This is a genomic window from Thalassotalea sp. PLHSN55 (genome assembly GCF_052030545.1).
GTDB lineage: Bacteria > Pseudomonadota > Gammaproteobacteria > Enterobacterales > Alteromonadaceae > CANMXU01.
Genome location: NZ_JBPDIH010000002.1, coordinates 177677 through 203284 on the forward strand (window position 1 = coordinate 177677; position 25608 = coordinate 203284).

A 25608-nucleotide genomic window follows, 5' to 3' on the forward strand; every position below is an offset into this window, starting at 1 on the left:
GTCCTCAAAAAATAAAGATGCCTAACAGCATTGTTGCTGTCGGTTAGGGCGATTACCCTGAGAAATTAATTGCTGATATTCCGTTTCGATAAAGGCTTTATTGTCATCAAAACATTTAACGATAACTTCACGTTGCCACTTGGGTAAATCAGCAGCTAACGCATAAAACACCCATTTACCTGATCTTCTACCGCTTAATAAGCCATGGGTTTTCAACTGTGCTAAATGCCGAGAAATTTTTGGCTGAGACAAATCCAGTGCAGATGTTAACTCACAGACACAGACTTCTTGCTCGGCATAGGCGAGTAACATTATTTTTAAGCGGGTATCGTCGGCTAAATTTTTAAAAAATTGCGTTGGGCTTGCCATAAAATTATTCTTTCAATCAAATCAAAAAAGTTGTGGCATATATATTATTCGTTAACGAGATTCGATATACGAAAAACCATATATATGAATTTCCGCATATGATATATTTTAGAAAACACTAAGGTCAACAAAATATTTAAATTGTTTTGTTTTCAAGCGATCCGAACCTGTGTTTTTGTGTTACTTAACCGGGATAGATAAACACAAGCCAATACCAACAAACAGCTCATTAAAATGAAGACACCTAAGCTCACCGACGCCGCTTTAATGCCCCACTGATCCGTAATAAACCCAGTAGAAAATAGTGTAAAAATACCGATAAAGTTCTGACACGCTTCTTTAAATGAGATTAAGGTACTGCGTTGACGCGACTTAAAGCGCTTATGCCAATAACCACTTAAAAACACATTTTTAACCGCCATAAGTCCAAACATAAGCAGCACATAAACAATCAACCAGACACTATTAATCAAACCAATAGCAATAAAAGCTGTGCTTGATATTAAACAAAAGGCAACAAGCAGTTTTTGTTCATTAAAGTAGGAAATAATATGATGCGCATACCAGCTAATAATACTGCTTAACACTAAACCTGCCGCTAAGATCAGCCCCAAATAAAAGGTATTATTAAGCAGCTGCTCAATAATAGGGCCGCGCAGCAAAGTCGAATGAGCACGAATAGTTGTCGTTAACAGTCCCATCAAAATAATCATCAGTGCTAACGATTTATTGCTTTTTAGACAGCAGTAGCTTCTTAGCATGAGTTGATTAAATGCTTTCATTAACGAGCGATGGTGCTTGTCTTTGTTTTTATTGCTGTTATTAACGACAGTTTCTTTCATGGTTAAGCTATAAATGCCCAATAGAAAATAAAGCCCAGCAAAAATGTAAAACACCATTGCCTTATCTAAGGTATATAAATAACCGCCCAGTATGCCAGCTAGTGCAGCAGCAACTTTAAAATAAGCAGTCGCTTGGCCGAGGATTTTTTCAAACTCGGCTTCTCTGTTAAGCTTTTTCAGCGAATCGTACAACAAAGCATCATCAGCGCCCGACTCTAAGCTTATGCCAATACCGCCTATAAGGGCTGCAAGCACAAATACCGACAAGCTATAACCTGAGCCAATAAAGACAAACTCTATCCCCATAAGCATGCACCCTAATGCCATGCTTTTTTTACGGCCAATTAAGTCGGCGAACGCGCCAGACGGCACTTCAAAAAACACCAAAACCGCCAGTGAAGCGGTTTCAATAATGCTGAGTTGTGAAAACGAAATACCTTGGGCGAGATAAAATAAAAAACATAATGGGCCTGCGGCAGTAAAGCCCGAAAGTGTTACGTAAATTTGGTATTTACGAATATTTTTATGATAAGCATCTGTGCTACACATTAGCCCTAAACCATAGTGGTAAGGTACTGCAAATTCCTTTTTAAGTGTTTACTAAGTGTAGGTTTGAATAGTAATAACCGCTAACCATAGCGGTCACTTTTCATACAAAAGATTAATTATTTGTACAATGAAAGTAAGAATAAGAACGAACAGAAAAACAAAAACACCGAGCAATGTTGCATTACTCGGTGTTTATTTAGACGGATTAAAGATAACCAAAACGATTAATTGAGTTCGTCACTTTTCCAATACTTGGTGCCTTTTAACGTCGCTTGAATCGCAAGTCCTGAGTCGGTCATTTGATATATTTCAATGTCGCCAACAGTTGCACTACCACTATATTCGGCACCTTTGTCAGACGCTTTAATGGCGGCATCAGCTTCAGCGCCAACAGACCAACCGTGCTTAATAAAATCATCTAGTGCTTTTTGAGTTTTGAAAATAAAGACACTACGAAAATCTTTTACGCCCATGCCTAAACCTAAGCCACCCTCGCCCATCTTCATAAAGACATTTTTACCGGTTTGATTATTGTGAACAACACCATGTCCGCCACCAACGGCAGCAAAAATAACATTGATTTGCGCATTGCTAAACACGGCATAACCTGGCGCTTGTTGCAGATCTTTTTTGGTATAGGGATATTGTTTATATAAATCCGCAAGTACTTGATTTCGCATTTTAAGTAACTCAGCTCGTTGCTCTGCAACCGTGCTATCACCAGAGGTCGACGCACAGCCAAACATCAACAATGCCGTAAATAAAACCATTAGTTTTTTCATAACGTTACCTTGTACTTGGTTGAATAAGTTGTCTGCGTTAATGGTCATTAAACCATAAGGTGACAATTTTAGATAACATACAAGTGAGCAAAAATAACAACTACTATTTTCATCGAATAAAAAATATAAACCATATACTGACAAAAAAACCAACCTATTAAACCATAAGGTGACAAAAACCAAGTTTTCTGCTTTTTAGAGTAAGACAGTTGGGTTGTAGGTTCCCATCTATCACGCTTTGAAGTGCTGAACCTTATACGAACATAGACGCTCTCGGTAATTATAAGAGTTAAGTAATATTAGAAATAAGGTACTATACAATTCTTTAAAAGTGATACCTGTTTTTGAGCCAAATAAAATAGAGTTAGAATCTAAAATATCTATCCCATTAATTCAAAGTTAATAAACTTTATAAAAATCGAAAACTGTCGAAGCTGTTAAAGATTTAAATATAAACAAATTTACCACTTTTTTAGATTCTAAAAAATTATGCCCAGTATAATTAACAAGCCTTTTAATAGTATAAATACTCTAACTCACTAACACCCTCAATTCGAGTTAGAAAGCTAATCCGAATGAAATAGGTACTTAACAGTAACTGATAAGTATTGAGGCTTTTAAAAGTAAAGACATATAACTTGGTAATTTAAATGGTTAGTTTCGCCAGTTATTGCCAAGTTATTCCGCTTACTTGATAAAACTAAGATAAGGGGGCTAAATAAATTTTACTTAATCCCCTCCTTAATTTGTTCAGCAACTTCTAGTAATGCTGGCAAGAGCTCACTTACAATACTGTCCGGTAACCACCCTGAAATACCTATCGCACAAAATGCAGGCTGCCCTACAGTAATTGCAAGAGTGTGATCTTTCTCCGTTGTCTGAACATAGCTATAACCCTGTTGACGCGTTTTTTCTACCACTTCAAGCAAATCATCAACGCCATTAGGGTAAGCGGGAATTTCATCACTATATTGATAGGTATCAATAACTTGCTCATTAGTTAAGCTTGCTAGTAATGCTAAACCAACACCGCCAGAACTCGCAGGATATAAACCCAGTCGGCCAATTGCTTCTGTTGAATTCATTCCTGGCAGTGCATGGTATAAATAGCTCACATGATCACGCCACAACATACCAAGTGCGACGGTTAAACCATATTTCCTTAGCGTTTCAAGTGGCTCAATAGCATGATTTATCAAGCCTGATGCAAATAAACTTTGCGCTGCCAGAACATGCATTCCCGGCCCTGTGGTATATTTCCGTTTTTGGGTTTTACGAGCAATCCCTAGGTGTTCAAGGGTCATTAATAAACGATTAACCCGTGTCGGGTCCATATGTAAACGTCTAGCTAATTCACGACACCCAACAGGCTCTTTCGATAAAGCCAATTCTTGAAGTGTAGTAACGCCATCAATAAGGCTTTGGTTTAACTGAGGTTTAGATTTTTCAACAGGCATGAGTGTATTGCTAATTAATTAAATTTTTAAAAGGAGTATACACACTTAATGATATAGGTTTTTAGCAAAATAACAATTAAGGCTAGTATTTATCCTATCAAAAATAATTTGTATCTATATTAGAAACAAATTAAACTATCAGCCAATATCACTATTTAGATTACCGTTAAGTTATTAGGTTGTAAGCATGTTAAAAGAAAATTTTAGCCCTCAAACACGTCATAATAATCATTGTCATTTATCGACAGACTTCGTTGTTGCTGGCGGTGGGCTAGCAGGAATATGTGCTGCAATTTCTGCGGCTCGAGCTGGTAGTAAAGTTATTCTAATTCAAGATAGGCCAGTTCTTGGCGGAAATGCTTCCAGTGAAGTGAGACTTTGGGCGCTTGGTGCAACTTCACATATGGGTAACAACAATCGTTGGTCTCGTGAAGGAGGTGTGATTGATGAGATCATGTTAGATAATATGAAAATCAATCAACAAGGTAACCCGTTAATTTTTGATGCGCTGCTATTAGATAAAGTTGTCAGTGAAAAAAATATTCACTTGTTACTCAACACAGCTGCTTATCAAGTAACCAAAACTGATGATAAAACCATTAAGAGTATTGAAGCTTTTTGTAGCCAAAATTCAACTCATTATTCCATTAACGCCCCTCTTTTTTGTGATGCGACAGGTGATGGCATAGTTGCTTTTAATGCCGGTGCAGCATTTCGTATAGGCGGTGAATCAAAAGAAGAGTTTGGCGAGTTATTAGCACCAGAAAAAGCAAGTAGTGACTTGTTAGGGCATTCTATCTTTTTTTACAGCAAACGTGCCGCTGGACCTGTTAATTATAAAGCGCCAAGTTTTGCTTATAGCCAAGAAGAAATTGGGGCTTTGCCACGAAGTAAAAACATCGGTGCAACTGACAGTGGCTGTAAATTTTGGTGGATTGAGTATGGCGGTGACTTAGATACCATCCATGAAACCGAAGAGATCAAATGGGAGTTATGGAAAATTGTCTACGGTATCTGGGATTACATTAAAAATAGCGGCAAGTTTGAAGATGTAGATGACCTAACACTTGAATGGGTAGGCACAGTACCGGGTAAAAGAGAAAGTCGCCGATTTGAAGGCGAGTATATGATCAAGCAGCAAGATATTGTAGAACAAAAACAGTTTGAAGATGCGGTTAGTTTTGGTGGCTGGGCAATAGACATACACCCCGCTGAAGGTGTTTATAGTAACAAACCCGCTTGTAGCCAGTACCATTCTAAGGGTGTCTATCAAATTCCATATCGTGCCTTTATTAGTAAAGATATTGATAACTTATTTTTTGCTGGGCGCATTATTAGTGCAACACATATGGCTTTTGGTTCAACACGCGTCATGATCACCTGTGCTCATGGCGGCCAAGCAGTAGGTGAAGCAGCAGCGCTTTGTCAAATGTTAGCAGTTAAACCAAACGCATTACTCGCTGAAAATAATATGAAAATGTTACAGCAAAGGTTAAATAGCAACGGTCAAGGCATACCTGGTGTACCTCTAGATAAAACTGACAGTTTACTGAGCAAAGCAACTATTACTACCAGTAGTGAGTTCAACTTGGCTAAGTTAAATAAAGATGGAGATTGGCTATCTTTAGCGCAATCTTGTGCACAGCTCCTCCCATTATCACAAGGCAATGCGCCTACTTTTACCGTTAATGTTAAAGCTAATGAGGCCACAATAATAAAAGCTCAACTTCGAGTAAGTAGCAAAGCTGAAAACTATACGCCTGATGTAATCTGTAAATCAATTGATGTGCCGTTAACTCAAGGAGTACAACAAATCAGCTTAGATTTCTCTGATGTACAAGTAGGTAACCAATACGCATTCTTAACTTTCTTATCGAATGACAAGGTGGAAATTAAGACCTCTCAACAATTAATTACTGGCTTAGTTAGCGTGTTTAATAAAGTTCATAAGGCTGTTTCAAATAACGGCGCTCAAATTGCCCCTGATAACAGTGGTATTGAGGAGTTTGAATTTTGGACGCCTGAACGTCGCCCACACGGTCTAAATATAGCTATGACTGTGAGCCCTGTAATTAACTCATTTGGTCATAACAACCTACTCAATGGTCATTTACGACCTTACTTTGCGTGTAATGCTTGGGTATCTGACCTTGCGGATGAAAATCCACGTATATCAATTCAGTGGTCAAAACAGCAAACCATTAATGGGGTACAACTTTATTTTGACACCGACACAGATCATGCCCTTGAAACTGTGTTAATGGAGCATCCCGAGCAAAGCATGCCGTATTGTGTAAAACATTATAAAATTTCTTTAGCAGATGGCACTATATTGTTTGAAACAAAAGATAATTATCAAACGCTTAACAGGGTTACTTTTGAGCAAGCTGTTTGTACTGACGAACTTATTATTGAATTAACACACCCATCGATTCATACGCCAGCAGCACTATTTGATATCGAATTTTTATAAAGGCTAACCTGCAATGAAACTAACAAACACCATAGTAAGTATTCTTTTATTTACCTTAAGCTATTTTTATTTACCAATTAGCCAAGCTAAAACACCAGCGATTAATTCGCTTGCTGAAGAATATTTTTTAGTGGGTACTTATACAAAAGACACTAGTGATGGCATTTATCAATTAAAACTTGATCACAAAAACAACACCTTTATAAACATGGGACTCGTTGCAAATGCCGTAAACCCATCTTTTCTAGCATTTGATAAAATGCCCAACAGCATTTTTGCGGTTACGAATGATAAGTTTGGCGGAGTTAGTCACTTTTTATGGCATGAAAAAACACAAAAGTTTCAATTGAATACTGCTATAGAAGGTCTAGGTAAAGGCGCTTGTCATATAGCCATTAACCCCGAATACTCACAATTAGCTATTGCCAATTATACGTCTGGTGAAATTCATCTTGTATCTAGAGATCTAAATAGCAATGAATTAACCCTTGCAGCTCACTTTAAAAATCAAGGTAGAAGTCTAACGCCACGCCAAGAAGCGCCACACATGCATTATGTGCAATGGGATAAAAGTGGCCGATACTTATACGCTGTAGATCTTGGCACCGACGAAGTAAAATACTTTGATCGTCAAGATAAATCATTCTCCCCAAAGCTGGCAGTAAAGTTACAACCGGGAGATGGGCCAAGACATTTAATATTTCATCCAACCTTAGCGACAGTCTATGTAGTTAATGAACTTAGTAATACTATCGCCGTTTTTGAACAAAATGAAATCAGCGGTGAGTTTTCAGAAATAGCACGTTACCCAACGACACCGAACAATCGCGAAGGTTTTCCCTCTGCAATTCGCATATCAAAAGACGGTAATTTCCTCTATACCGCAGTTCGTGGCGATACGAGCAATCATATCTCTATATTTAACATATCAGTTGAAGGTAAATTAACTCATATTCAGACTAAAAGTTCAGGAGGAAATTTCCCTAGAGATTTTAATTTTTCTGCACAACAAAATTATTTATTAGTCGCCAATCAATACGGAAATACTATTACAGTATTCGCAAGAGATAAACATAGCGGTTTATTATCTGATACAAAAATGATCGTTGAAATATCAACTCCTTCATTTATTGCTTCGCACCCATTTGAATTGTTAAGTAAATAATTAAAAGTAAAGCCACAACATTAGAACATTAATTTTCTAAACGAGATTTACACTGACGTAAGCGTTTTTTTCATACTGATATTTTGTTGTTAATAATGATGCACATTAGTAGTGAACAAAATAAAATAGTAGTCACAAAGAGTAATTAATATATGTCTAACAAGATTTTCCTAGCCCGCCAGTTAATGATGTTATTGGCCATAAGTTTTATCTCTGTGTTCGCGACTTTTATAAAAGCTTCAGAACCAGCAGAAAACGCAGTTCAACCATTGTCGACTATCGCTACACAAACTCAGTCACTTGCTGGGCAGTGGTCATTTAAAATAGACCCTCGAAATGTAGGTGATGATGAAAAATGGTGGCAACAACACCTCAATATACAACAATGGGATAAAATCAAGGTTCCGGGAGTTTGGGATGTTTATGACCGTTATCATGATTATACCGGCACTGCTTGGTACAGATATACCTTCGAAGCAAAACATAAGGAAGGGTTGAATAACATCCAATTAAATTTTGATTCTGTCTACCACGATAGTGAAGTATGGCTAAATGGTGAAAAGCTCGGTGAAAATAACTTAGGGTTTATGGCGTTTAAATTTGATGTATCTGACCGACTAAATAAAGCAGCTTTTAATACCTTAGTTGTGAAAGTAAATAATAGAGTAAAACGCGGTGCTGTATGGAATTGGGGTGGTATTCGTTTTCCTGTCTATTTAACTTATAAGCCAGCAACCCATTTAGACAGAGTTTATGTTGCGGCTCAACCCGATTTAGATGCTGGTACCGCAGATTTACACATAAGAACCACAATTAATGGCAACAAAGTAACGCTAGAAAAAGCTCAATTAGCACTCAATATTTCACGCCTAGGGCAGCCAATATACAATAAAATAATTTCAACCAAGCATATAAAAGCAACAAAAGATGAGCAGCTCAGTCTGACTCATCAATTAAGATTAAATAAACAAGACGTAGCTTTATGGCACTTTAATCACCCTGCCCTATACGACATACAAGCGACACTAATTGTTGATAATACCGAACACCATCAAATAAACGACCGATTTGGTATCCGCAAAATTGAAACTAAAAATAATGCTCTGTATCTAAATGGTGAAAAAATCCGATTAAATGGCCTGAATATGGTGCCTGAAGACAGGTTCGACGGAAATGCACTGCCTTTATCTAGAATAAAAGAAGATGTTGATCTATTAAAAACACTCAATGGTAATTTTGCTCGTCTTTCTGGTCCTGCACTACCTAATGCTTACTTAGATTATTTAGATGAAATAGGATTTTTACTGATTGAAGAAGTTGGATTATGGGGGAAAGATAAGCAAGTCGACCCTAACCATCCTGTGCCAAAAGAGTGGTTAAAACGCTTAGTTAACGATCACTATAACCACCCTTCAATAATTGGCTGGAGTGTAGGTAATGAAATTGGCGACCTTAAGAAAAACCCAAAAGCACTTGAATACGTTGAAGGCGCAATAGCACATTCAAGAGAACTCGATCCTAATCGTTTAGCCGTTTATATCTCCTATTCAGCAGATTATCAAAAAGATGATCCGAGTATGTTTTCCGATATTATTATGTTTAATAAATATAGTGATCATGAAGAAAGGTTAAAAGTTGTTCATGACTTTCACCCAGACAAAGCGGTGTTTTTCTCTGAAATTGGCACTGAACTCGATGGCGTAGATCCTAATGACTCAACACTTGAGCCTGTTACTTTATGGAACGGATTAAAGAAATATCCATACCTAATTGGCACTTCTCATTTTGCATTTAGTGATTATCGTAGTGATTGGAAGGATAAAAACCCAGCTAAGACAACCGACTTATCAGAGAACAGAGCTTGGGGAGTATTAACAGCTTATCGCACGCCTAAGCGTTCATTTGAAAAATTAAAGAACTATAACGCCCCTATAGAAAGTCTCACATTAACGAAAAAAAACTATCAAACTTTTGCATTAGCGATAGAGCCAAAATCAAAAGATACCTTTCCAGCCTTTATTATGAAAAATTACCAAGTTGTATGGATGGCGCGTAATCACCTCGGTGAAATTACTGCAGCAAACACAATACCATTACCAACAATAAAGCCTGGTGATGAACAACTGACATTTGATATTCAGGTTGAAAAGCCGTTTGAGAAACTCAGTGCCTATTTACTCGACCCATTTGGCTATAACGTTAAGCAAGTAGATAGTTTCTTATCTACCCCAAAAGCACCTGTCATCAATACGATTTCGACTTCTTTAGATATCATTCGTGTCACCTATGATAAATCAGCATTAGCACAAGAATATCAACTGATTGCTATCGAAGATACAGGTAAAGAAATACTCGGTAAACCGACGATTAATGACTTTGCACAAGTCACAAATTTAGAAGGAGATAAAGAATACACACTCGTATTAAAAGCCATTAATGACGTTGGTGAAAGTACCGAAAATCAACGCGTTAAAGTGAGAACAACACCGGCAGAGTTACCACCAACAATCTGGTCTGTTGAGGCCAAAGAAGATGCTTTTCATATAGGGTTTTCGGTTCACCTAAAAGATTTTAAGTATGAGATCCAATATGGTTTAACATCAAAAGATTACAGTAAACAGTTCTTGATTGATACACACGGAGCCACGCGTATACCAGCGATTAAAGCTGGTCAAGATCACTATTTTCGTTTACGCAGATTAATTACAGGCCGACCAGATAGTGAGTGGACGAAAGAATATAAAGTGATTATGCCAACCAAGAGTGGTTTACGTGCACCTAACGACGCTAAAATAATAACCAGCGATAAAGGTGTTATTCTTCATTTATCGCCAATAGCTGGAGCGACCAATTATCGTCTCAAATGGCAGCAAAACAATCAAACTAAAACGATAGACACCAATTTAGCTTATTCATCATTTGTTGTCTTAAATAACAAGGTGTTACAATCGGCTAAACATATTGAGATTGCAACAATTAACAACGAGGGTAAAGTAGGACCCTATACTAAGCTTTCTAAGCTCGCAAATTAGCGAAATGGTAACGTCTATATTAAGCACCTAGAAAGTTCTCTCTCTTTAGAGAGAAAAACTTTTTCTACAGAATCCATATAAAAAGCCTTTACTGATATCACACAGCAAAGGCTTTTTAATCATAGTGAATTTATATTAGAGACTAAAAATTAGCTGACAATGTTAGTTTATAAGTTCTCCCAAACTCAACATTTCTTCTAACAGCATATTCATATGCGTGATATTGCTGTTGTCTTGTATCTAATAGGTTTAATGCCTCAAAATTCAAAGTGAAATTATCATTAATTTTCCAGTTGGCGGTAGCTACTAAATCATCATATGATTTAACATAAATGCCATTATCACCAACGCCTAAAGAATCAATGTATTCATCTCGCCAGTTATAAGCTAAACGCGTACCAAAAACATCATTTTCATAATAAAGTACAAAGTTGATATTATTATTTGAAAGACCCGGTAGTTGAATGTTATTACCACTATCGTCAACAAATGGCGTTTGACTATCGATATATGTATACGAAGTCATAACGCCTGTATTTTTTAAGAAGCTCGGTAGGAAGGTAAACGGTTGTTGATACAACAATTCAATACCTTTAATTTTACCACTTTCACCATTCTTCTTTGTTTGAACTTGTACTGGATTTTCAATGCCAGGAATATCTCTATATTCTTCTGCAGAGATAATAAATGACTTCATGTTTTTATAAAACAATCCAACCGAGAACAACGATGCTTCATCAAAGTACCACTCCGTCGAAAAATCAACTTGATCAGCAATTATAGGGTCTAATAAAGGGTTACCACCTCTCCCCGTATTATTGTCACCTAACACCACTCCACTGGTTAGATCTTCTGTTTTAGGGAAGGATAATACTCTAGCAGCCCCTAAACGGAACACTAATTCATCATTCCAGTCCATTTTAATAACCGCAGACGGGAGAACTTCGCTATGATTTACTTTAGTTTCGTAGGGCTCTACTGAATTATCAACATTATTGATGATATTGCCACGTGCGGTAAGATCGCGGTTTACATAACGCACACCTAAGTTACCTGAAATATTTCTATCTATTAACTCAGACTCAAAATCAGCTTGAACATATACCGCTGAAATTTCTTCAGTATTTCTGTATTCGCGATCTGGTGCGCTTGTCGCTTCACAGGCACTTTGTTGATCATCATTATATAAACTACTTAATGTTTCACATCCATGCCAGTTAGCTTCATTAGCAATCAAATATTTTGTCGTGGTTGATGGTGCATCACCTGAGAAAAAGTCATTGTTATCGTACAAACGGCTAATATTTCCCACATCACTTGCCTCAATATCAGCCAAATTAAAGTTAGGTCTAATATCTCGATAATAACCTGAATTTTCTGTTTCAAATGTATTATATCGACCACCGTATGAGATTTTACTAAAGAAGGCACTATCAATACTTCTTTCAGCATCGAATTTGAACGCAAGGTCAGTCGTATCCTGCGTGAAGGCATTGTCAAACAAAATTGTTAAGGCAAGATCTTCTTTACTAAGTAAAGCATCAGCTTGAAAATCTAACGAAGGCACTTCTGGTGCAGTTATATCCCAATGGGTTTCTGTGCCTTGTGTCATCTGAAATCGAATAAAATCTTGATTAATCGTGTTTTCACTTTCGGTGTAAGAAATTTCTCCTGAATATAACCAATTGCCTAGAAAAACTGAGCCACCAATCGCATTAGATAAAAAACCTGCCGTTGCATCAGCTAATTCAGTATTTCCTTGCATGGGTCTATTCACCGTAGCAGAAAGGATTACATTTTCGGGCGAAATAACCGCATTTTCATAACCACAACAATTATAAAAGCCAACCCAATTACGATGACGATCAGACTCTACTTCGGAATAAAAACTATCTAGGTAAAATTCCATATCTTCATTCGGTTTCCATTGGAGCATCGCATTTACACCAGTTTTATCACGCTCATCGTTTATCTGCCAAAAGCGCATATCCCTAAATAGTAAATGACCTGTGTATTCTGTCCCTTCCCAACCTGCTACTTGGTCATAGCCAGAATATGTATTCAATCCATCTTCTTGGAACTCTCTCTTTGATTGAGAAATCGCAACTTGAAATCCAAGTGTATTATCTAAAAAAGTGTTTGAAAATAAAGCAGAGTACTCACCACCAAGATCCCCTGATAATTCGCCATAGGAACTACCTACACTGGCAATAAGCTTTTGCCCTTCAGTATTTAGGGGTTTATGAGTAATAATATTTACCACACCACCTAATGCACCTTCAATTTCACTTGAACTAGATTGTTTAGAAACTTCAATACTAGAAACTAAACTCGATGGTACGAGTGACAACAAACCATATGTTGAAGAATTGAGCGTATCAGGCCCTACATCGCCACGCCCGCCACCTCCTGTAACTTGTCGCCCGTTAATGAGAATAATATTTTCTCTAAGACCACGAATAGAAACCGAGCTTCCTTCACCTATGCCTCGTTCTAATTGTACTCCCGATACTCGTTGTAGTGACTCAGCAACATTCGCATCAGGTAATTTCCCCATTTCATCAGCACTAATAACATCAACAAATTGTGATGAATACCGTTTTGCCGCTACCGCTTTGGTTAAATTTTGTTTAATCCCTACAACCGAAATCACTTCTATTTCATCGGTTTTGGATTGCTCTTCTCCATTTACATAAGAAGAAGCTAGTGCTGCAGAAACGGCAAAAGCGAGGGTGCTTATTGAATATTTCTTCTGTCGTAATGTTTGACTTTTCATCAAATTCTCCATTGTTATATCTTCATAAAACAGATATTTAAAAACTTCTTTAAATGTTCTATAGGTTGTAATTATTTTTTATCACAAATGAAACATGTCACTATAATAGCAACACATAGCAAAATAACAATTCAACTCTATAATAGCAACAAAAAGATCGTTAAATAAAAATCAAAGCCCATATATTAAAAGCAAGACATACAAAAAGTTAATTCCATCGGTAACAATGAATCTATTTTAGAACTAATATTAGAATGAGGGATGCCGCTGAAGGATATATAAATAGACGAGAAAGTTCTTACTCAAGGCAAAATAAAACAATAAAAGGGAGCATTAGCTAGGCAACGAACCTAGCTATAAAAATAGACCAAACCTAATTGGGCAACAGACCAATTAGGTTAGTTTATTAACGACTCTGTGTAGCTTTTTGATTCGTATAATAGATATAACTTCCGAGCGTCAAAATAGCACTCCCCATAGCAACAACATAACCAATACTATGTTCAGTAAAGAAGGATAACGTTAGAATTAGCCCTCCTGTAGAGATAATGCCTAAAGCAATAATACGAGTACCTGCACTATTGTCTTCATCATGCTCTGTTTGGCTTTCTTGAGTTAATGCTTGAACTTTTTGACTCACAAGTAATGCGTAATCATCATATTGTTTAGTGGATAACGATTTAAAGCGAGCATAGCATTCAAATATTGTCAGAAAGACAATTGGTAAACAAATACCTAAAACGGTTTCCTCAGTTCTATCAAGTGATATATCTAGTAAATACGGAGCTATGAACTTAAAAAATACATTTACAGTTAAAGTTATCACTGTCACTGTTAATAAACTTTTACCACTTTGATAACGAGAAAACAGTGCCCAGATAGGAGGTAGAAATAGCGCACCACCAGTCATAGCAGCCAAAGCAAACACAAACGACAATACGCCGCCCATATAGGGAACTAACAAGGCGACTACAATCGTGATAATACCAAGCAACATAGTCGCAACACGCCCTACTTTAACAAGTGTTTCATCACTTGAATTCGGCTTAAAGTGTTTATAAATATCATTGGATATTACACCGGCTGATAAATTCAACGTGGTATTAACCGAACTAGACGTAGCAAAAATCATAGCCCCTAACATCAGGCCAATTAAACCAACAGGCAATACCTCTTTGCAAATTAAAAGGTATGCTCCTTCATTGGCCAAACCGCCTAATTCTGGATTAATAACACGATAAATCATGGGTGGCAACATCCAAATCACAGGACTTATTAGATACAAACAACCAAATAACCACCCTACTTTTTTTGCATCTTTCTCTGTGGCAACACTAGTATAGCGTTGTATATACGGCCAATTACCGGCGATTAGAAATATGTTATAAAGCCCGAATACAATAATAAAAGTCCAGGAATACTCACTATTAACTAGATTAAAGAAACCTTCTGGCGCTTGATTTACAAAACTAGAAATCCCGCCAACCTTGTCAAAAGCTAAAGGAACAACAATAAGCACAGCAGCGGTTAACACCACAAATTGCAAAATGTCTGTGACAATTACCGCCCATAAACCGCCTACAGCAGTATACGCTAGAATCAATGTACCTAATCCCAAAATGCTAATTTCGAGTGGAATACCTGTACTGACTTCAAGAATTTTAGCCACAGGGTATAAAAAGGCGCCGGTAGAAAAAGTACCAATTGCAAGAAATATATAAGTGTAAGTTCGCTGTACCTTGAAACCTAAACGATCTTTAATAAACTCAGCTGCCGTTAACGCATGCGTTTTTTGCCATTTAGGCGCAATATAAAAGCCAATAATGAATCCTGCAATTGCCATAGTCCATTGAATAGTAACAGCAACCAAACCATTGCTATAAGCCACTGAACCCCACGTAACAAAGGTTCCCGATGAGAAAAAACTCATGAATAGTGATAAACCACTCATCCACCATGGTAAAGCGCCACCAGCAGCAAAAAATGATTTCATATTTTTACCCGATTTAGCAAAGCTCATACCGCAAATAAACACTAGCAGCATAAATATAAAAATAACCGCAATATCAATAATATTCATGAGTATAATTAACCTTAACTAGTCTTTTGCTTGGTAATAACGTACGTAATCTATTTTCATCGCCGTACCATCAAGATCGTCAGTAATTTCACCTGAATAATTTTTCTTCAAAATAGCTAAGCTAAATAAAATGGCCGTTTCACTAAAGCAAGCATCATTTCGTACGGTATAAAACAGCTCGCCATCAAAATAAAAACGGAAATAATCTTTATCCCACGCAACCCCATAGGTATGGAATTCTTCACCAAAGTTACCGTATTCAGCTGAGTTATATTGCTTAATAGTTACCCATTGTTTTCCATCGTGATATTCCAAGGTATAGTCAGTCATTAAATTACGATTAGCTAATCCATCACTTAACCAACCATTATTGATACCTTCTTTCTTAGTTAAGCCATTCATTATCTGAACGCTGCTAATTTCTTGCTCACTTGACCATTCTAATTGCAGCCACTTTTTACTCGATTTTTTAGATACCCAGCGTGTGTCAAGATTATTATCACGCATAAAATTTGTTTTAGATGACTCAGATTCACCATTAGTGGTGATAGTGACATTATCAGCCATGGCTAAGTTTTTAACGTTGCTGTTAAGACTTTCAGTAGTACTTGGCAACGTTTTAACGCTTGAGTCAAATACTCTAAATTCACGTAAATGTACTGACTTGGGGTTTTTCGACACCAAACGAATTTTATTAGTTTTAATTGGTTTATCTAATTTAATACTATGATCTGGCTGACCAACAAAGGTATGCGCTATTTGGTTGTTATAGTGTTTTTTATAACCATTTTCTGTCGTCCACTTATCTGTCCAGTTGTGCACATTAGAATTAACAACATTTGGAAAATGCCCTTCGTTAATATCTACTTCACAACGTTGAGCGCCCTTAGGTGAGCCATGTGCAGGCCACAACCAAAATGAATTATTCGTTGCCGTTGCCGCAGCATATTGATAGCGTGCTTCAAAATAGCCATAGCCAAAACCTCGTTTAGACCATACATTTCCCGTAGTCCAATCTTGACCGCCACGGCTTTCTTTTCTCGCTTGTAGCTCTAATATACCATCATTAACAACAGCATTTTCACGCCAGCGACTACTTGCAACGAGTGGGTGACCTGTTGGTCCATTTTGTGAAATCCACTTTTTGTCAAGCTGATCGTTAGCGTAATCAAACTCATCTGCCCACACTAACTGCCAATTTGAGTAATCAAAGCTGGTACTGTCTACTTGACTATCAGGTAACATGCTTGGATCAAACCGCGTATACACGTCATCAGATTTGTAATCAGCTGTTTTACTTATATCATCAACAGCGATTGATACCTGTGCTTCAGGCTTTGTTGCTGTGCATGAGATGAGTAGCAAGCTTGTAGTTAGACAATAAATTGTGTTTTTAATCATGGTACTTCCTAAATTTAATTTTGAGTACATTGTAAATTCATTACTTATCTATTGAGATTTTCATCTCTATAATTATTTTTTTAATTGGCCAAATCGTCTTTGATATAAAGTTTTATGCAGCTCTTTTGTCGCTTTCACTAATGGTGCATAAGGTATATCTGTGGTACTGACAAAACCCACATTGTAATTTTCACCATCATGAGCGCGGCCTGTTATCGGCGAATCTATATACTGGAACCAATGCGCACCAACCATATAAGGGTTATCAATGACAGTATTCATATAGTCTTGCCACATTTCCCCTCTATTTTCGTGATCAACTGCGTGAACAATTCCAGGATGTGGCGCACCCGATATAGTTGTCCCCATATGGAATTCACCTATAAGGCTTGGCATATCAAGGTCAGCTAAAAAAGACCAAGTACTATCATCTAAACCTTCGCGATAATAATTGTAACTGATTACATCAGCGTATTTTTTAGCTGAATAATGTGCTTCTGGAGATGTTCCCCATGAGGTAAATCGAGCTCCCATATACATATGATTTGGCATGAACTCTTCAATAGCATGACTAACAACTCGAAAGTATTCATCTGAATATAGCGTTAATAATGCTGACATATCGGCAAGCATTTTTTCTGAAAATACTTTGTCTTCCTTGAAATTAACTCCTTTCGAAAATTCAGCCCAAGAATTGATATCTTTCTGCCAAGCATCATTTAGCTTCGCTAAAGAGTCATATTCTTGTTTTAAATGGTTAACAAAGGCCAATTTAGTAGGACTTTCTTCAGCATTTCTACTGAAAGCATCTAATACAATACCGTATTGACGAATGGGCGCACCTTTCCCGCCCCAGCTCATCTCATTATCGATAAAAACACCGATACACCATGGGCTATTAAGTACTTCCTCAGAAATAACTTTTGCGGTTATTTTTGCCCTTTTTACAAACTCGGTATCAAACGGATCAGGCATAGCCCCCCAGTAATCAAAGCCAGAACTAACCGTTTTAAAGTCGCCAATGATCCAACCATTGGCAAAATAAGGAATGCGTTTGTTTTGATAAAAAGCAGGATCTACCCAATTGCCCATTGATGTGAATCCCCAATCAACCATACGGTCAACGGTGGTATCACGCCACTGCGTTAAGTAAGAACCTCGGTAGGTTTCACCATAACGACGCTCTAAATTTGCTTGATAAAAGCTATAGACCTCGCCATGTTCTATTGGCCCCATGTGGGCACTTCTTCGATAACCATAATGCTTGGCAAATTTATCATCGTAACTCGGTAGTGCTGCAAACATATTATGACGTTGTTGATTGGTGATAAATTTTGTTTTTCTTACCTGTGTATAGTCCCCCGAAATACCTTGTGAATCTTCAGGAGTTACATCATTTGGAACTACGTAGCGGACGCTGTCATCTTTAAAATCAACCCCGGTAAACGTGGAAGTATTAGACATGCGAATGTTAGCTATACCGGTTGAGAAAAATAGGTAGCCTTCAGGGTCAACTAATGACCATTGGTTACCAACCTTCTCTGCTCTAAAATAACCAGTTGCCTCAAGTTTTGGCCCATCTTTCCAGCCACCAAATAGACTTCTTTGCGGTAATGGTTTTGAAACAGATAACTGTGCAAGCTCTTTCTTCGCAATTTCACGTAATTCCTGTGACGACGAAACTTTAATAGCAAAGTTTTTATCCGCTCGTTGCCCGAATTTATCAACAATCGCAGTTAAACTTAATGGATCAGCTTTCGGAGACTCAACAATACGTATATTATCAAGTAAGATTTTATTCTCATGTATAGCAGAGTCTACTGAGAACTTAATGCTTGATACTTCTGAAAAATCAACTTTCGTTTTACCGCCTCGTAAGATCATTTTATGAGCATCTGATTTAAATGATGGTGGTGCATCACGAAGACCTGTATCTTCATTCAAACCGATACCAGCTAACTCAAAATAATAAGTCCCTTGAGCGTTTGAACCGATAGCAACCGAGCGCCGTAAAGACTTACTCGACTTGCCCGTAACCGTCGCTATTAAGTTAATCGTTTTATTGGTAGGGTTTTGCGCTTCGAATGCTAAAACATAATATTGAAAGTTATTGTTTTTCCATGGCTTATCTTTGCTAAAAATCACACCTGATGAGGCATGTTTATTTGAAAAATCAATAGCTAATGCTGTTGAATCATTCAGTTTAGCTACGGATATGTTAGCGTTAGTCGTAACAACAAACTCAGGAATAGCAGCACTTTCAAAATCAGTGATCATCAATGCTTGATCACTTTCTAATTTGCTAGTGGTATTAGCTGATGCCTGGATTGAGTTAACCAATATTAGGGTAGATAACAGTATACTTGGTTTAATCATACGTATTAACCTTTTATCTATATCGAGAATATGGCAATATTTTTTGTTAATATTTAACAATTTTCATTTAAGCAAAGTAATATATCAGTCCAAAATAAAACTAAACTTGCAATACTCAAATCTGAAAGCCGATTTATTTTACTTGCTTTGTCGCTGCTATTGCTTTTTTCTTGCGCTCAGCACGTAACTCTTTACTTAACCCTTGAGCAAAATAAACACTTGGATCATGAATCACATCAGTGTTATCCATATCTGCCGAGCGAGGTGTTTGATACTGCAAGTTACAGTCAAATCGTCCTAAAAAGCTAAATTTATTATCAACTTTTGTATGATCACAAAAGTGTGAAAGTCCCCACTCAAAACCTTGACCTTTGCCTTCGCTAATAAAAACATCAGGAATGTAAGGGCCTGCACCAACAGGCATCAAGGCTGTTACCGAAGCGACTTCAAAATTAACGCCATCTGGAGAATATTGAATAGTATTACTTTCAATACCATTACGAATACAGAATGCAGCAACACCATCACCAAAACGAAACACAGTTGTTTCATGACCTGAATTAAGTACAGGATTGAGTGGGTGTTTAGTAAATGGTCCCAATGGTTCATCAGCAATAGCTAAACCATTAACCACTAGATATTGGGGGCGAATACCTAAAGCTGCTTTATAATACACATATATTTGATCATTAATAACAATAGGATATGGGCCATGAACAGAGTACTGATCCCAATCACCTTCTGGACCATTGTCAATAACAGGAAAACCACATGGAGTCCAAGGTCCTTCTGGCGAATCTGCTGATGCGACAGTAACAGGGCAATGATCTCCCTTAGTGCCACTTGCTTCAACAAATGCTTGATAATATAAATAATACTTCCCTTTCCATACCAAAATATCAGGGGTACAAACAGCGCGCCAGCCAAGCATTGGTTTTTCTGGTCTTTTTATCGCGACTCCCTGCTCTTGCCACGTAAAACCATCTGCACTGGTAGCAAACCAAACTTCGGCCAAATCCCAATCCATTGACGGAATATCATCAGTGCAAAGTTCTGCTCCTCGAGGTGGTTCGATGGTATCTCGCTTGGTATACCAAATATAATAACGACCATTTTCACAAATTATTTTTGATGGGTCGCGTCGAGAAATCTTTCCATCTCGGTCACCATAGTCAAAACCATCAACCTCAGTATATTTAAAACTAGTAAATAGTGAGTTTTCTTCAGGCCTTGGTGTAGGGTACTTATCGTAAAGACGCTCCATAGCTGAACTCAAATTCATATCAGGTTTAGTTCTAGCGAGGAGCCAAGGAAAACCTGAGCAATTTTTACTATCACTTTCATTCATTATTTTAGCTCTATTTCTTTATATATTTTATTAGATCCAAATTGATAGACATAATAATACAACAATTAAGTAAAACCATTATACGTTTCTATTATAGAAACACAATAATAAATCTATTAAAATATTTTTCACATTGATATTTGATTATTGGCAAAACACAATAAAACTAACAAAGTATATTTAACTTCTCTTACTACTACCGAGATAGTCGAAGCCAAGTGGGCTTCTCAGCGAGTTGGGATATTAACGAAAACTTCACTGTAGTCACTAATGCAACAAAATTAACAGGTGAGCCACCTATATTCCAATTTGAATACGAAACACAATGGAAATTGTAACGGTATAATTTAACTAGAGACTTCGTTAGAGGTATTATTACTTAAAATAACGAGGTTAAAATGCCAAAGAAAATATTATCCGCAGAGTTCAAACGTGAATGTGCAGAGTTAGTTATCAACCATGGATATAAACATAGTGATGCTGCCGCAGCAATGGATGTTAGTTTATCTTCAATGCAACGCTGGGTTAGTCAATACCGTAAAGAACAAAAAGGTATTACACCTAAACCAAGTGCTTTAACACCAGAGCAAATACGTATTCAAGAACTTGAAAAACAAGTAAAACAGTTGAAAAGTGACGATCAACTATTAAAAAAAGCGTCGGCCTTTTTCGCTATGGAAATGAACAACGGCAACAAATAGCTGTAAAATTGAAGAAGGCTGGAAGTAATGTTCAGCAAGTTTGTCGATGTTTATCTATTGCACCGAGTACGTTTTATTATCGAGCTAAGCCTAAAGTTATTGATGCTGAGCAAGTAAAGCTTGAAGCGGCTATGAAACAAGTTCACGTTGATATGGATGCCACTTATGGCAAACGAAGAATGCTAACGGAACTACAAGCTATGGGCTTTGACTTAGGCATTCATAAGGTAAGAACATCGATGAAGCGATTGAGGCTTATAGCTAAACGACCAAAGCAGCACCGTTACCCAGCGGGCGGCAAAGCATCTGTTATTGCACCTAATTACTTAAACAGGCAATTTAACCCTGAGCAGATAAATACCTTATGGTCTGGCGATATTACCTATATTCGCACACAACAAGGCTGGTTGTATTTAGCGGTTATTATGGATTTATGCTCACGTAAAGTGATCAGTTGGGCTTTCTCTGATAAGCCTAACAGCGAACTAACAACGAGAGCATTGCGGCTAGCGGTTAATAAGCGGCAACCTAATGACAGTGTCATATTCCATAGTGATCAAGGTGTGCAATATACGAGTAAGACATTTCAACTATCATTGAAAGAGCATGGCTTAATATCAAGTATGAGTCGTCGAGGAAATTGCCTAGATAATGCTGTGACAGAAAGGTTCTTCCGCAGCTTAAAGTCAGAGAGAGTTAATTATCGTCGTTATCAATCAAGACGAGAAGCGATGGCTGATATTATTGATTATATCGAGCCGTTTTATAATCAAAAGCGGCGACATTACAAATTAGGAAATATCTCACCAGCAGAATATGAAATGAAATTACTAAAAAGTGCCTAAACAAGTCTCTAAATTAAGTTGACCGTTACATCAGCTTATGGTTAACATTTGTCAGCTTATGGTTAACATTTGTCAGCTTATGGTTAACATTTGTCAGCTTATGATTTATTTACCAACTTAAATTTCAGCCATGTTGCCTTTTTCTTGCAACCATGATTTACGATCGCCACTGCGTTTTTTCGACAACAACATGTCCATTAACTCCATCGTTTCTGAGTGCTCATCAACGGTTAATTGCACTAAACGACGGGTATTAGGATCCATCGTCGTTTCACGCAGCTGTAGCGGGTTCATTTCACCTAAACCTTTAAAGCGCTGCACGTTAACTTTGCCACGTTTTTTCTCTGCTTCAATACGGTCAATAATGCCATCTTTTTCCGCTTCATCGAGTGCGTAAAAAACTTCTTTACCAACATCAATACGATAAAGTGGCGGCATGGCAACATAAACGTGTCCCGCTTGAACTAGCGGTAGAAAATGCTGAGTAAATAAGGCGCACAATAAGGTGGCAATGTGAAGACCGTCAGAGTCAGCATCGGCAAGAATACATATTTTACCGTAGCGCAATTCTGATAAGTCTTCAGTATCTGGGTCGATACCAAGAGCAACGGAAATATCGTGCACTTCTTGTGATGCTAAGATTTGCCCCGAATCCACTTCCCACGTATTTAAGATTTTACCACGTAGCGGCATGATGGCTTGAAACTCGCGATCGCGTGCTTGTTTGGCACTACCGCCCGCAGAATCACCTTCCACTAAAAATAGTTCTGTGCGATCAATATCTTGGCTACCACAATCGGTTAGTTTTCCAGGTAATGCTGGCCCTTGAGTAATTTTTTTACGGACAATTTTTTTACTGGCGCGTAAGCGACGTTGCGCATTTGAAATACAAAAATCCGCTAAAGCTTCAGCTATTTCTGTATGTTCGTTTAGCCATAAACTAAATGAGTCTTTAACCACGCCGGTAACAAAAGCGGCGCATTGGCGTGAAGATAAACGCTCTTTAGTTTGACCGGCAAACTGCGGATCTTGCATTTTAACCGACAAAATATATGAACACTTATCCCAAATATCGTCAGGAGTTAATTTGACGCCACGTGGAATAAGATTTCGAAACTCACAAAACTCACGCATTGATTCCAATAAGCCTTGGCGTAAGCCGTTAACATGGGTACCACCTTGCACGGTTGGAATTAAGTTTACATAACTTTCACCAACACTTTCACCGCCTTCAGGTAACCAAGTTACCGCCCAATCGGCGGCTTCAGAATGGGCAGCAAAAGTCCCCACAAACGGCTCTTCAGGCAGACTAACGTAACTTTTAACTGACTCTTTTAAATAGTCAACTAGGCCGTCTTCATAACACCACTGGTATTTTTTATCTTCATTTTTATCGTGAAACTTGATCGTTAAACCGGGGCATAAAACCGCTTTGGCTTTTAGTAAATGTACTAAGCGACGAGCTGAAAAATTGGGTGAATCAAAATAACTTGCATCAGGCCAAAACTTTACGCGCGTGCCGGTATTGCGACGACCAACTGTGCCGGTTTCATGCAGCTCTTCAACTTTATGACCATTTTCAAATGCCATTTCAAACACTTTACTGTCACGACGTACCGCAACATCAACCCGTGTTGATAACGCATTCACCACAGAAATACCAACACCGTGTAAACCACCTGAAAATTGATAGTTTTTATTAGAAAACTTACCACCAGCGTGCAATTTACAAAAGATTAATTCAATGCCCGACACCCCTTCTTCTGGGTGAATATCGGTTGGCATACCACGGCCATCATCAATAACCTCTAATGACTGATCTTTGTCTAAGATAACGGTAATGTTTTGAGCATGACCTGCCAACGCCTCATCGACCGAGTTATCGATAACTTCTTGCCCTAAATGATTTGGACGATTGGTATCGGTATACATTCCTGGACGATGTCGAACGGGATCTAAGCCACTAAGTACTTCAATTGATGCGGAATTATATTGTTCAGTCATGTGAGTATCGGGTCGTTTTCTGATGGTTAAAAGTTATTGTTATATGCCTTTGGCTAGGTTACACCAATTGAAAAAATTGGGCGATAGTTGGCAACATTTTTTGATAATCTACAAAGCTATGATCGCCTCCTTGTTGAACAAGAAGTGTGCTTTGTTGGTATTTATCGACAGCCTGCTGATAATCTAACACTTCATCACCAGTTTGTACCATGACCAAGTAAGATTTTTTTGCAATTATATGACACTCTAGCGCTTTAAGGTCGTCCATATGTTGCCGATCTACAATAAATTTCTCTTTTGTGTAAAGATTTTCCTGCTCGCCAATATAATCCACTAACAACTGATACGGTTTAACCGCTGGATTAATTAACGCAGCGGGCACGTTAAATTTTTCACTTAAATAGGTGGCATAATAACCACCAAGCGATGAGCCCATTAATAACCAGCTATCTTGATTATTATTTGCCATTAACTGTTCAAGATAAGCAATTGCCTCTTGTGGTGCGCTCGGTAATTGCGGACAAATAAAGTTAATGTCCGGGTGATTTTTTTGAAAAAACTGCTCACTCAAAACGGCTTTCATTGATTGCGGCGACGATTTAAAGCCGTGTAAATATAATATGTTGGTCGCCAAATTTAGCACTCCACCTGAATAATGTTAGTTTGAATATCACCACTGCCAGATAAGCAGAATAATCGATAAGCCGGTGGCAAAGGCAGCGCTTTTACTGTATCGGCTTGCGGGTCAAATTGAATGGACGTTGCCGGACAGGTATATAACGGGATGCTTCTGTCAAACCCGTTATAGGTTCTCACTTCAGCGCGATGCACATGTCCACAAGCAACAGCTTTAATTTGCTTGTGCTCACAGATAGCGTGCCAAAACTCAGTTTGGTTATTTAGGTGGTGCCGGTCAATAAAGTAGCCAAGGTCAATGGCGTGATGATGCATCATTACCAAGGTCGTTTTTTCAGCGTCCGCCTTCGCCATTAATTGCGTAAATTCATCTTGTTCAAAGTAACCTGCTGGCGTGTCACTTTTACTATTGAGCAATATTATTTGCCAATGAGGTTTGTCGATTACCTTCGCCTGCTGAAACGGGCTTTTATCGAGAAAACGGTTTAGTAAGTTGTGTTCGTCGTGATTACCGGCAACAAAATAAACCGGTATTTTAATAGCGGCTTGTGTGATTGCATCAACAAAATTTTGATACGAAGCTTCGCTATGATCTTGGCTAAGATCACCGGTAAAAACAATAAAGTCAATCAGTTTGTTTTGTTTAATGTTTGCTAATACCGCACATAAATGTTGATAAACATTGGCATGATGATGGCGGGCATTTTTATCGGCAAACAAATGACAATCGCTAATTTGAGCAAAATTAATTTTATACATATATACAACAATC

17 protein-coding genes are annotated in these 25608 nt (G+C 37.8%); 5 read left to right on the top strand and 12 right to left on the bottom strand.

What is annotated here, in order from left to right; all coding sequences use genetic code 11:
- Nucleotides 1-21 precede the first annotated feature (21 nt).
- From ACRRSQ_RS03975 to ACRRSQ_RS03990, 4 genes are all read right to left on the bottom strand, one after another.
- Nucleotides 22-369 carry a metalloregulator ArsR/SmtB family transcription factor gene (locus ACRRSQ_RS03975; RefSeq protein ID WP_440874408.1) on the bottom strand — a complete coding sequence of 116 codons (348 nt, stop codon included), beginning with the start codon at nucleotides 367-369 and terminating at the stop codon, nucleotides 22-24.
- A gap of 152 nt (nucleotides 370-521) precedes the next feature.
- Nucleotides 522-1760: an MFS transporter gene (locus ACRRSQ_RS03980; protein WP_440874409.1), complete on the bottom strand. Its 1239-nt coding sequence runs from the start codon at nucleotides 1758-1760 to the stop codon at nucleotides 522-524.
- Between the two features lie 224 nt (nucleotides 1761-1984).
- A complete protein-coding gene (locus ACRRSQ_RS03985) occupies nucleotides 1985-2542 on the bottom strand; it encodes a YSC84-related protein (protein WP_440874410.1) in 558 nt (185 codons plus the stop codon).
- A 725-nt stretch (nucleotides 2543-3267) separates the two neighbouring features.
- Entirely contained in the window at nucleotides 3268-3999 is a 732-nt protein-coding gene (locus ACRRSQ_RS03990) for an IclR family transcriptional regulator (protein ID WP_440874411.1), read from the bottom strand.
- A 187-nt stretch (nucleotides 4000-4186) separates the two neighbouring features.
- On the opposite strand from ACRRSQ_RS03990, the gene ACRRSQ_RS03995 reads away from it, so the two are divergent.
- The 3 genes from ACRRSQ_RS03995 (at nucleotide 4187) to ACRRSQ_RS04005 (ending at nucleotide 10669) form a co-directional block, all read left to right on the top strand.
- A complete protein-coding gene (locus ACRRSQ_RS03995) occupies nucleotides 4187-6472 on the top strand; it encodes an FAD-dependent oxidoreductase (RefSeq protein ID WP_440874412.1) in 2286 nt (761 codons plus the stop codon).
- 13 nt (nucleotides 6473-6485) lie between these two features.
- Nucleotides 6486-7637 (top strand): lactonase family protein, encoded by a 1152-nt coding sequence (locus ACRRSQ_RS04000; protein WP_440874413.1) that lies wholly within the window; start codon nucleotides 6486-6488, stop codon nucleotides 7635-7637.
- A gap of 152 nt (nucleotides 7638-7789) precedes the next feature.
- The gene (locus tag ACRRSQ_RS04005) at nucleotides 7790-10669 is read left to right on the top strand and encodes a glycoside hydrolase family 2 protein (protein WP_440874414.1); all 2880 of its coding nucleotides are present in this window, start codon (nucleotides 7790-7792) and stop codon (nucleotides 10667-10669) included.
- 142 nt (nucleotides 10670-10811) lie between these two features.
- On the opposite strand, the gene ACRRSQ_RS04010 is transcribed toward ACRRSQ_RS04005, so the two are convergent.
- The 5 genes from ACRRSQ_RS04010 to ACRRSQ_RS04030 all read right to left on the bottom strand — a co-directional run bounded on the left by ACRRSQ_RS04010 (nucleotide 10812) and on the right by ACRRSQ_RS04030 (nucleotide 20650).
- Nucleotides 10812-13445, bottom strand: a complete 2634-nt coding sequence (locus ACRRSQ_RS04010; protein ID WP_440874415.1) for a TonB-dependent receptor — start codon at nucleotides 13443-13445, stop codon at nucleotides 10812-10814.
- Nucleotides 13446-13851: 406 nt separating this feature from the next.
- Nucleotides 13852-15525 carry a sodium:solute symporter family protein gene (locus ACRRSQ_RS04015; protein WP_440874416.1) on the bottom strand — a complete coding sequence of 558 codons (1674 nt, stop codon included), beginning with the start codon at nucleotides 15523-15525 and terminating at the stop codon, nucleotides 13852-13854.
- Nucleotides 15526-15543: 18 nt separating this feature from the next.
- A complete protein-coding gene (locus ACRRSQ_RS04020; protein WP_440874417.1) occupies nucleotides 15544-16926 on the bottom strand; it encodes a family 16 glycosylhydrolase in 1383 nt (460 codons plus the stop codon).
- Between the two features lie 72 nt (nucleotides 16927-16998).
- Nucleotides 16999-19302: an agarase gene (locus tag ACRRSQ_RS04025; protein ID WP_440874418.1), complete on the bottom strand. Its 2304-nt coding sequence runs from the start codon at nucleotides 19300-19302 to the stop codon at nucleotides 16999-17001.
- Between the two features lie 133 nt (nucleotides 19303-19435).
- The gene (locus ACRRSQ_RS04030) at nucleotides 19436-20650 is read right to left on the bottom strand and encodes a glycoside hydrolase family 117 protein (protein WP_440874419.1); all 1215 of its coding nucleotides are present in this window, start codon (nucleotides 20648-20650) and stop codon (nucleotides 19436-19438) included.
- Nucleotides 20651-21048: 398 nt separating this feature from the next.
- On the opposite strand from ACRRSQ_RS04030, the gene ACRRSQ_RS04035 reads away from it, so the two are divergent.
- Both ACRRSQ_RS04035 and ACRRSQ_RS04040 read left to right on the top strand, forming a co-directional pair.
- Nucleotides 21049-21351 (top strand): transposase, encoded by a 303-nt coding sequence (locus ACRRSQ_RS04035; protein WP_440874420.1) that lies wholly within the window; start codon nucleotides 21049-21051, stop codon nucleotides 21349-21351.
- On the top strand, nucleotides 21348-22196 hold the full coding sequence (locus ACRRSQ_RS04040; protein WP_440874793.1) for an IS3 family transposase: 849 nt from the start codon (nucleotides 21348-21350) through the stop codon (nucleotides 22194-22196). The genes ACRRSQ_RS04035 and ACRRSQ_RS04040 overlap by 4 nt, the downstream gene beginning before the upstream one ends.
- 117 nt (nucleotides 22197-22313) lie before the next feature.
- Here the strand turns inward: ACRRSQ_RS04040 and parE are convergent, their stop codons facing one another.
- The 3 genes from parE to ACRRSQ_RS04055 are packed head-to-tail and all read right to left on the bottom strand — an operon-like array spanning nucleotide 22314 to nucleotide 25595.
- Nucleotides 22314-24200 carry a DNA topoisomerase IV subunit B gene (parE, locus tag ACRRSQ_RS04045; RefSeq protein ID WP_440874421.1) on the bottom strand — a complete coding sequence of 629 codons (1887 nt, stop codon included), beginning with the start codon at nucleotides 24198-24200 and terminating at the stop codon, nucleotides 22314-22316.
- Between the two features lie 58 nt (nucleotides 24201-24258).
- Nucleotides 24259-24834 carry a YqiA/YcfP family alpha/beta fold hydrolase gene (locus tag ACRRSQ_RS04050; protein WP_440874422.1) on the bottom strand — a complete coding sequence of 192 codons (576 nt, stop codon included), beginning with the start codon at nucleotides 24832-24834 and terminating at the stop codon, nucleotides 24259-24261.
- 2 nt (nucleotides 24835-24836) lie between these two features.
- Nucleotides 24837-25595 (bottom strand): metallophosphoesterase, encoded by a 759-nt coding sequence (locus ACRRSQ_RS04055; protein ID WP_440874423.1) that lies wholly within the window; start codon nucleotides 25593-25595, stop codon nucleotides 24837-24839.
- Nucleotides 25596-25608: the final 13 nt, after the last annotated feature.

What these genes read in the sequence shown, in the direction of transcription:
- ACRRSQ_RS03975 (WP_440874408.1), bottom strand. Translation starts at nt 369, where the DNA reads ATGGCAAGCCCAACGCAATTTTTTAAAAATTTAGCCGACGATACCCGC.
- ACRRSQ_RS03980 (WP_440874409.1), bottom strand. Translation starts at nt 1,760, where the DNA reads ATGTGTAGCACAGATGCTTATCATAAAAATATTCGTAAATACCAAATT.
- ACRRSQ_RS03985 (WP_440874410.1), bottom strand. Translation starts at nt 2,542, where the DNA reads ATGAAAAAACTAATGGTTTTATTTACGGCATTGTTGATGTTTGGCTGT.
- ACRRSQ_RS03990 (WP_440874411.1), bottom strand. Translation starts at nt 3,999, where the DNA reads ATGCCTGTTGAAAAATCTAAACCTCAGTTAAACCAAAGCCTTATTGAT.
- ACRRSQ_RS03995 (WP_440874412.1), top strand. Translation starts at nt 4,187, where the DNA reads ATGTTAAAAGAAAATTTTAGCCCTCAAACACGTCATAATAATCATTGT.
- ACRRSQ_RS04000 (WP_440874413.1), top strand. Translation starts at nt 6,486, where the DNA reads ATGAAACTAACAAACACCATAGTAAGTATTCTTTTATTTACCTTAAGC.
- ACRRSQ_RS04005 (WP_440874414.1), top strand. Translation starts at nt 7,790, where the DNA reads ATGTCTAACAAGATTTTCCTAGCCCGCCAGTTAATGATGTTATTGGCC.
- ACRRSQ_RS04010 (WP_440874415.1), bottom strand. Translation starts at nt 13,445, where the DNA reads ATGAAAAGTCAAACATTACGACAGAAGAAATATTCAATAAGCACCCTC.
- ACRRSQ_RS04015 (WP_440874416.1), bottom strand. Translation starts at nt 15,525, where the DNA reads ATGAATATTATTGATATTGCGGTTATTTTTATATTTATGCTGCTAGTG.
- ACRRSQ_RS04020 (WP_440874417.1), bottom strand. Translation starts at nt 16,926, where the DNA reads ATGATTAAAAACACAATTTATTGTCTAACTACAAGCTTGCTACTCATC.
- ACRRSQ_RS04025 (WP_440874418.1), bottom strand. Translation starts at nt 19,302, where the DNA reads ATGATTAAACCAAGTATACTGTTATCTACCCTAATATTGGTTAACTCA.
- ACRRSQ_RS04030 (WP_440874419.1), bottom strand. Translation starts at nt 20,650, where the DNA reads ATGAATGAAAGTGATAGTAAAAATTGCTCAGGTTTTCCTTGGCTCCTC.
- ACRRSQ_RS04035 (WP_440874420.1), top strand. Translation starts at nt 21,049, where the DNA reads ATGCCAAAGAAAATATTATCCGCAGAGTTCAAACGTGAATGTGCAGAG.
- parE (WP_440874421.1), bottom strand. Translation starts at nt 24,200, where the DNA reads ATGACTGAACAATATAATTCCGCATCAATTGAAGTACTTAGTGGCTTA.
- ACRRSQ_RS04055 (WP_440874423.1), bottom strand. Translation starts at nt 25,595, where the DNA reads ATGTATAAAATTAATTTTGCTCAAATTAGCGATTGTCATTTGTTTGCC.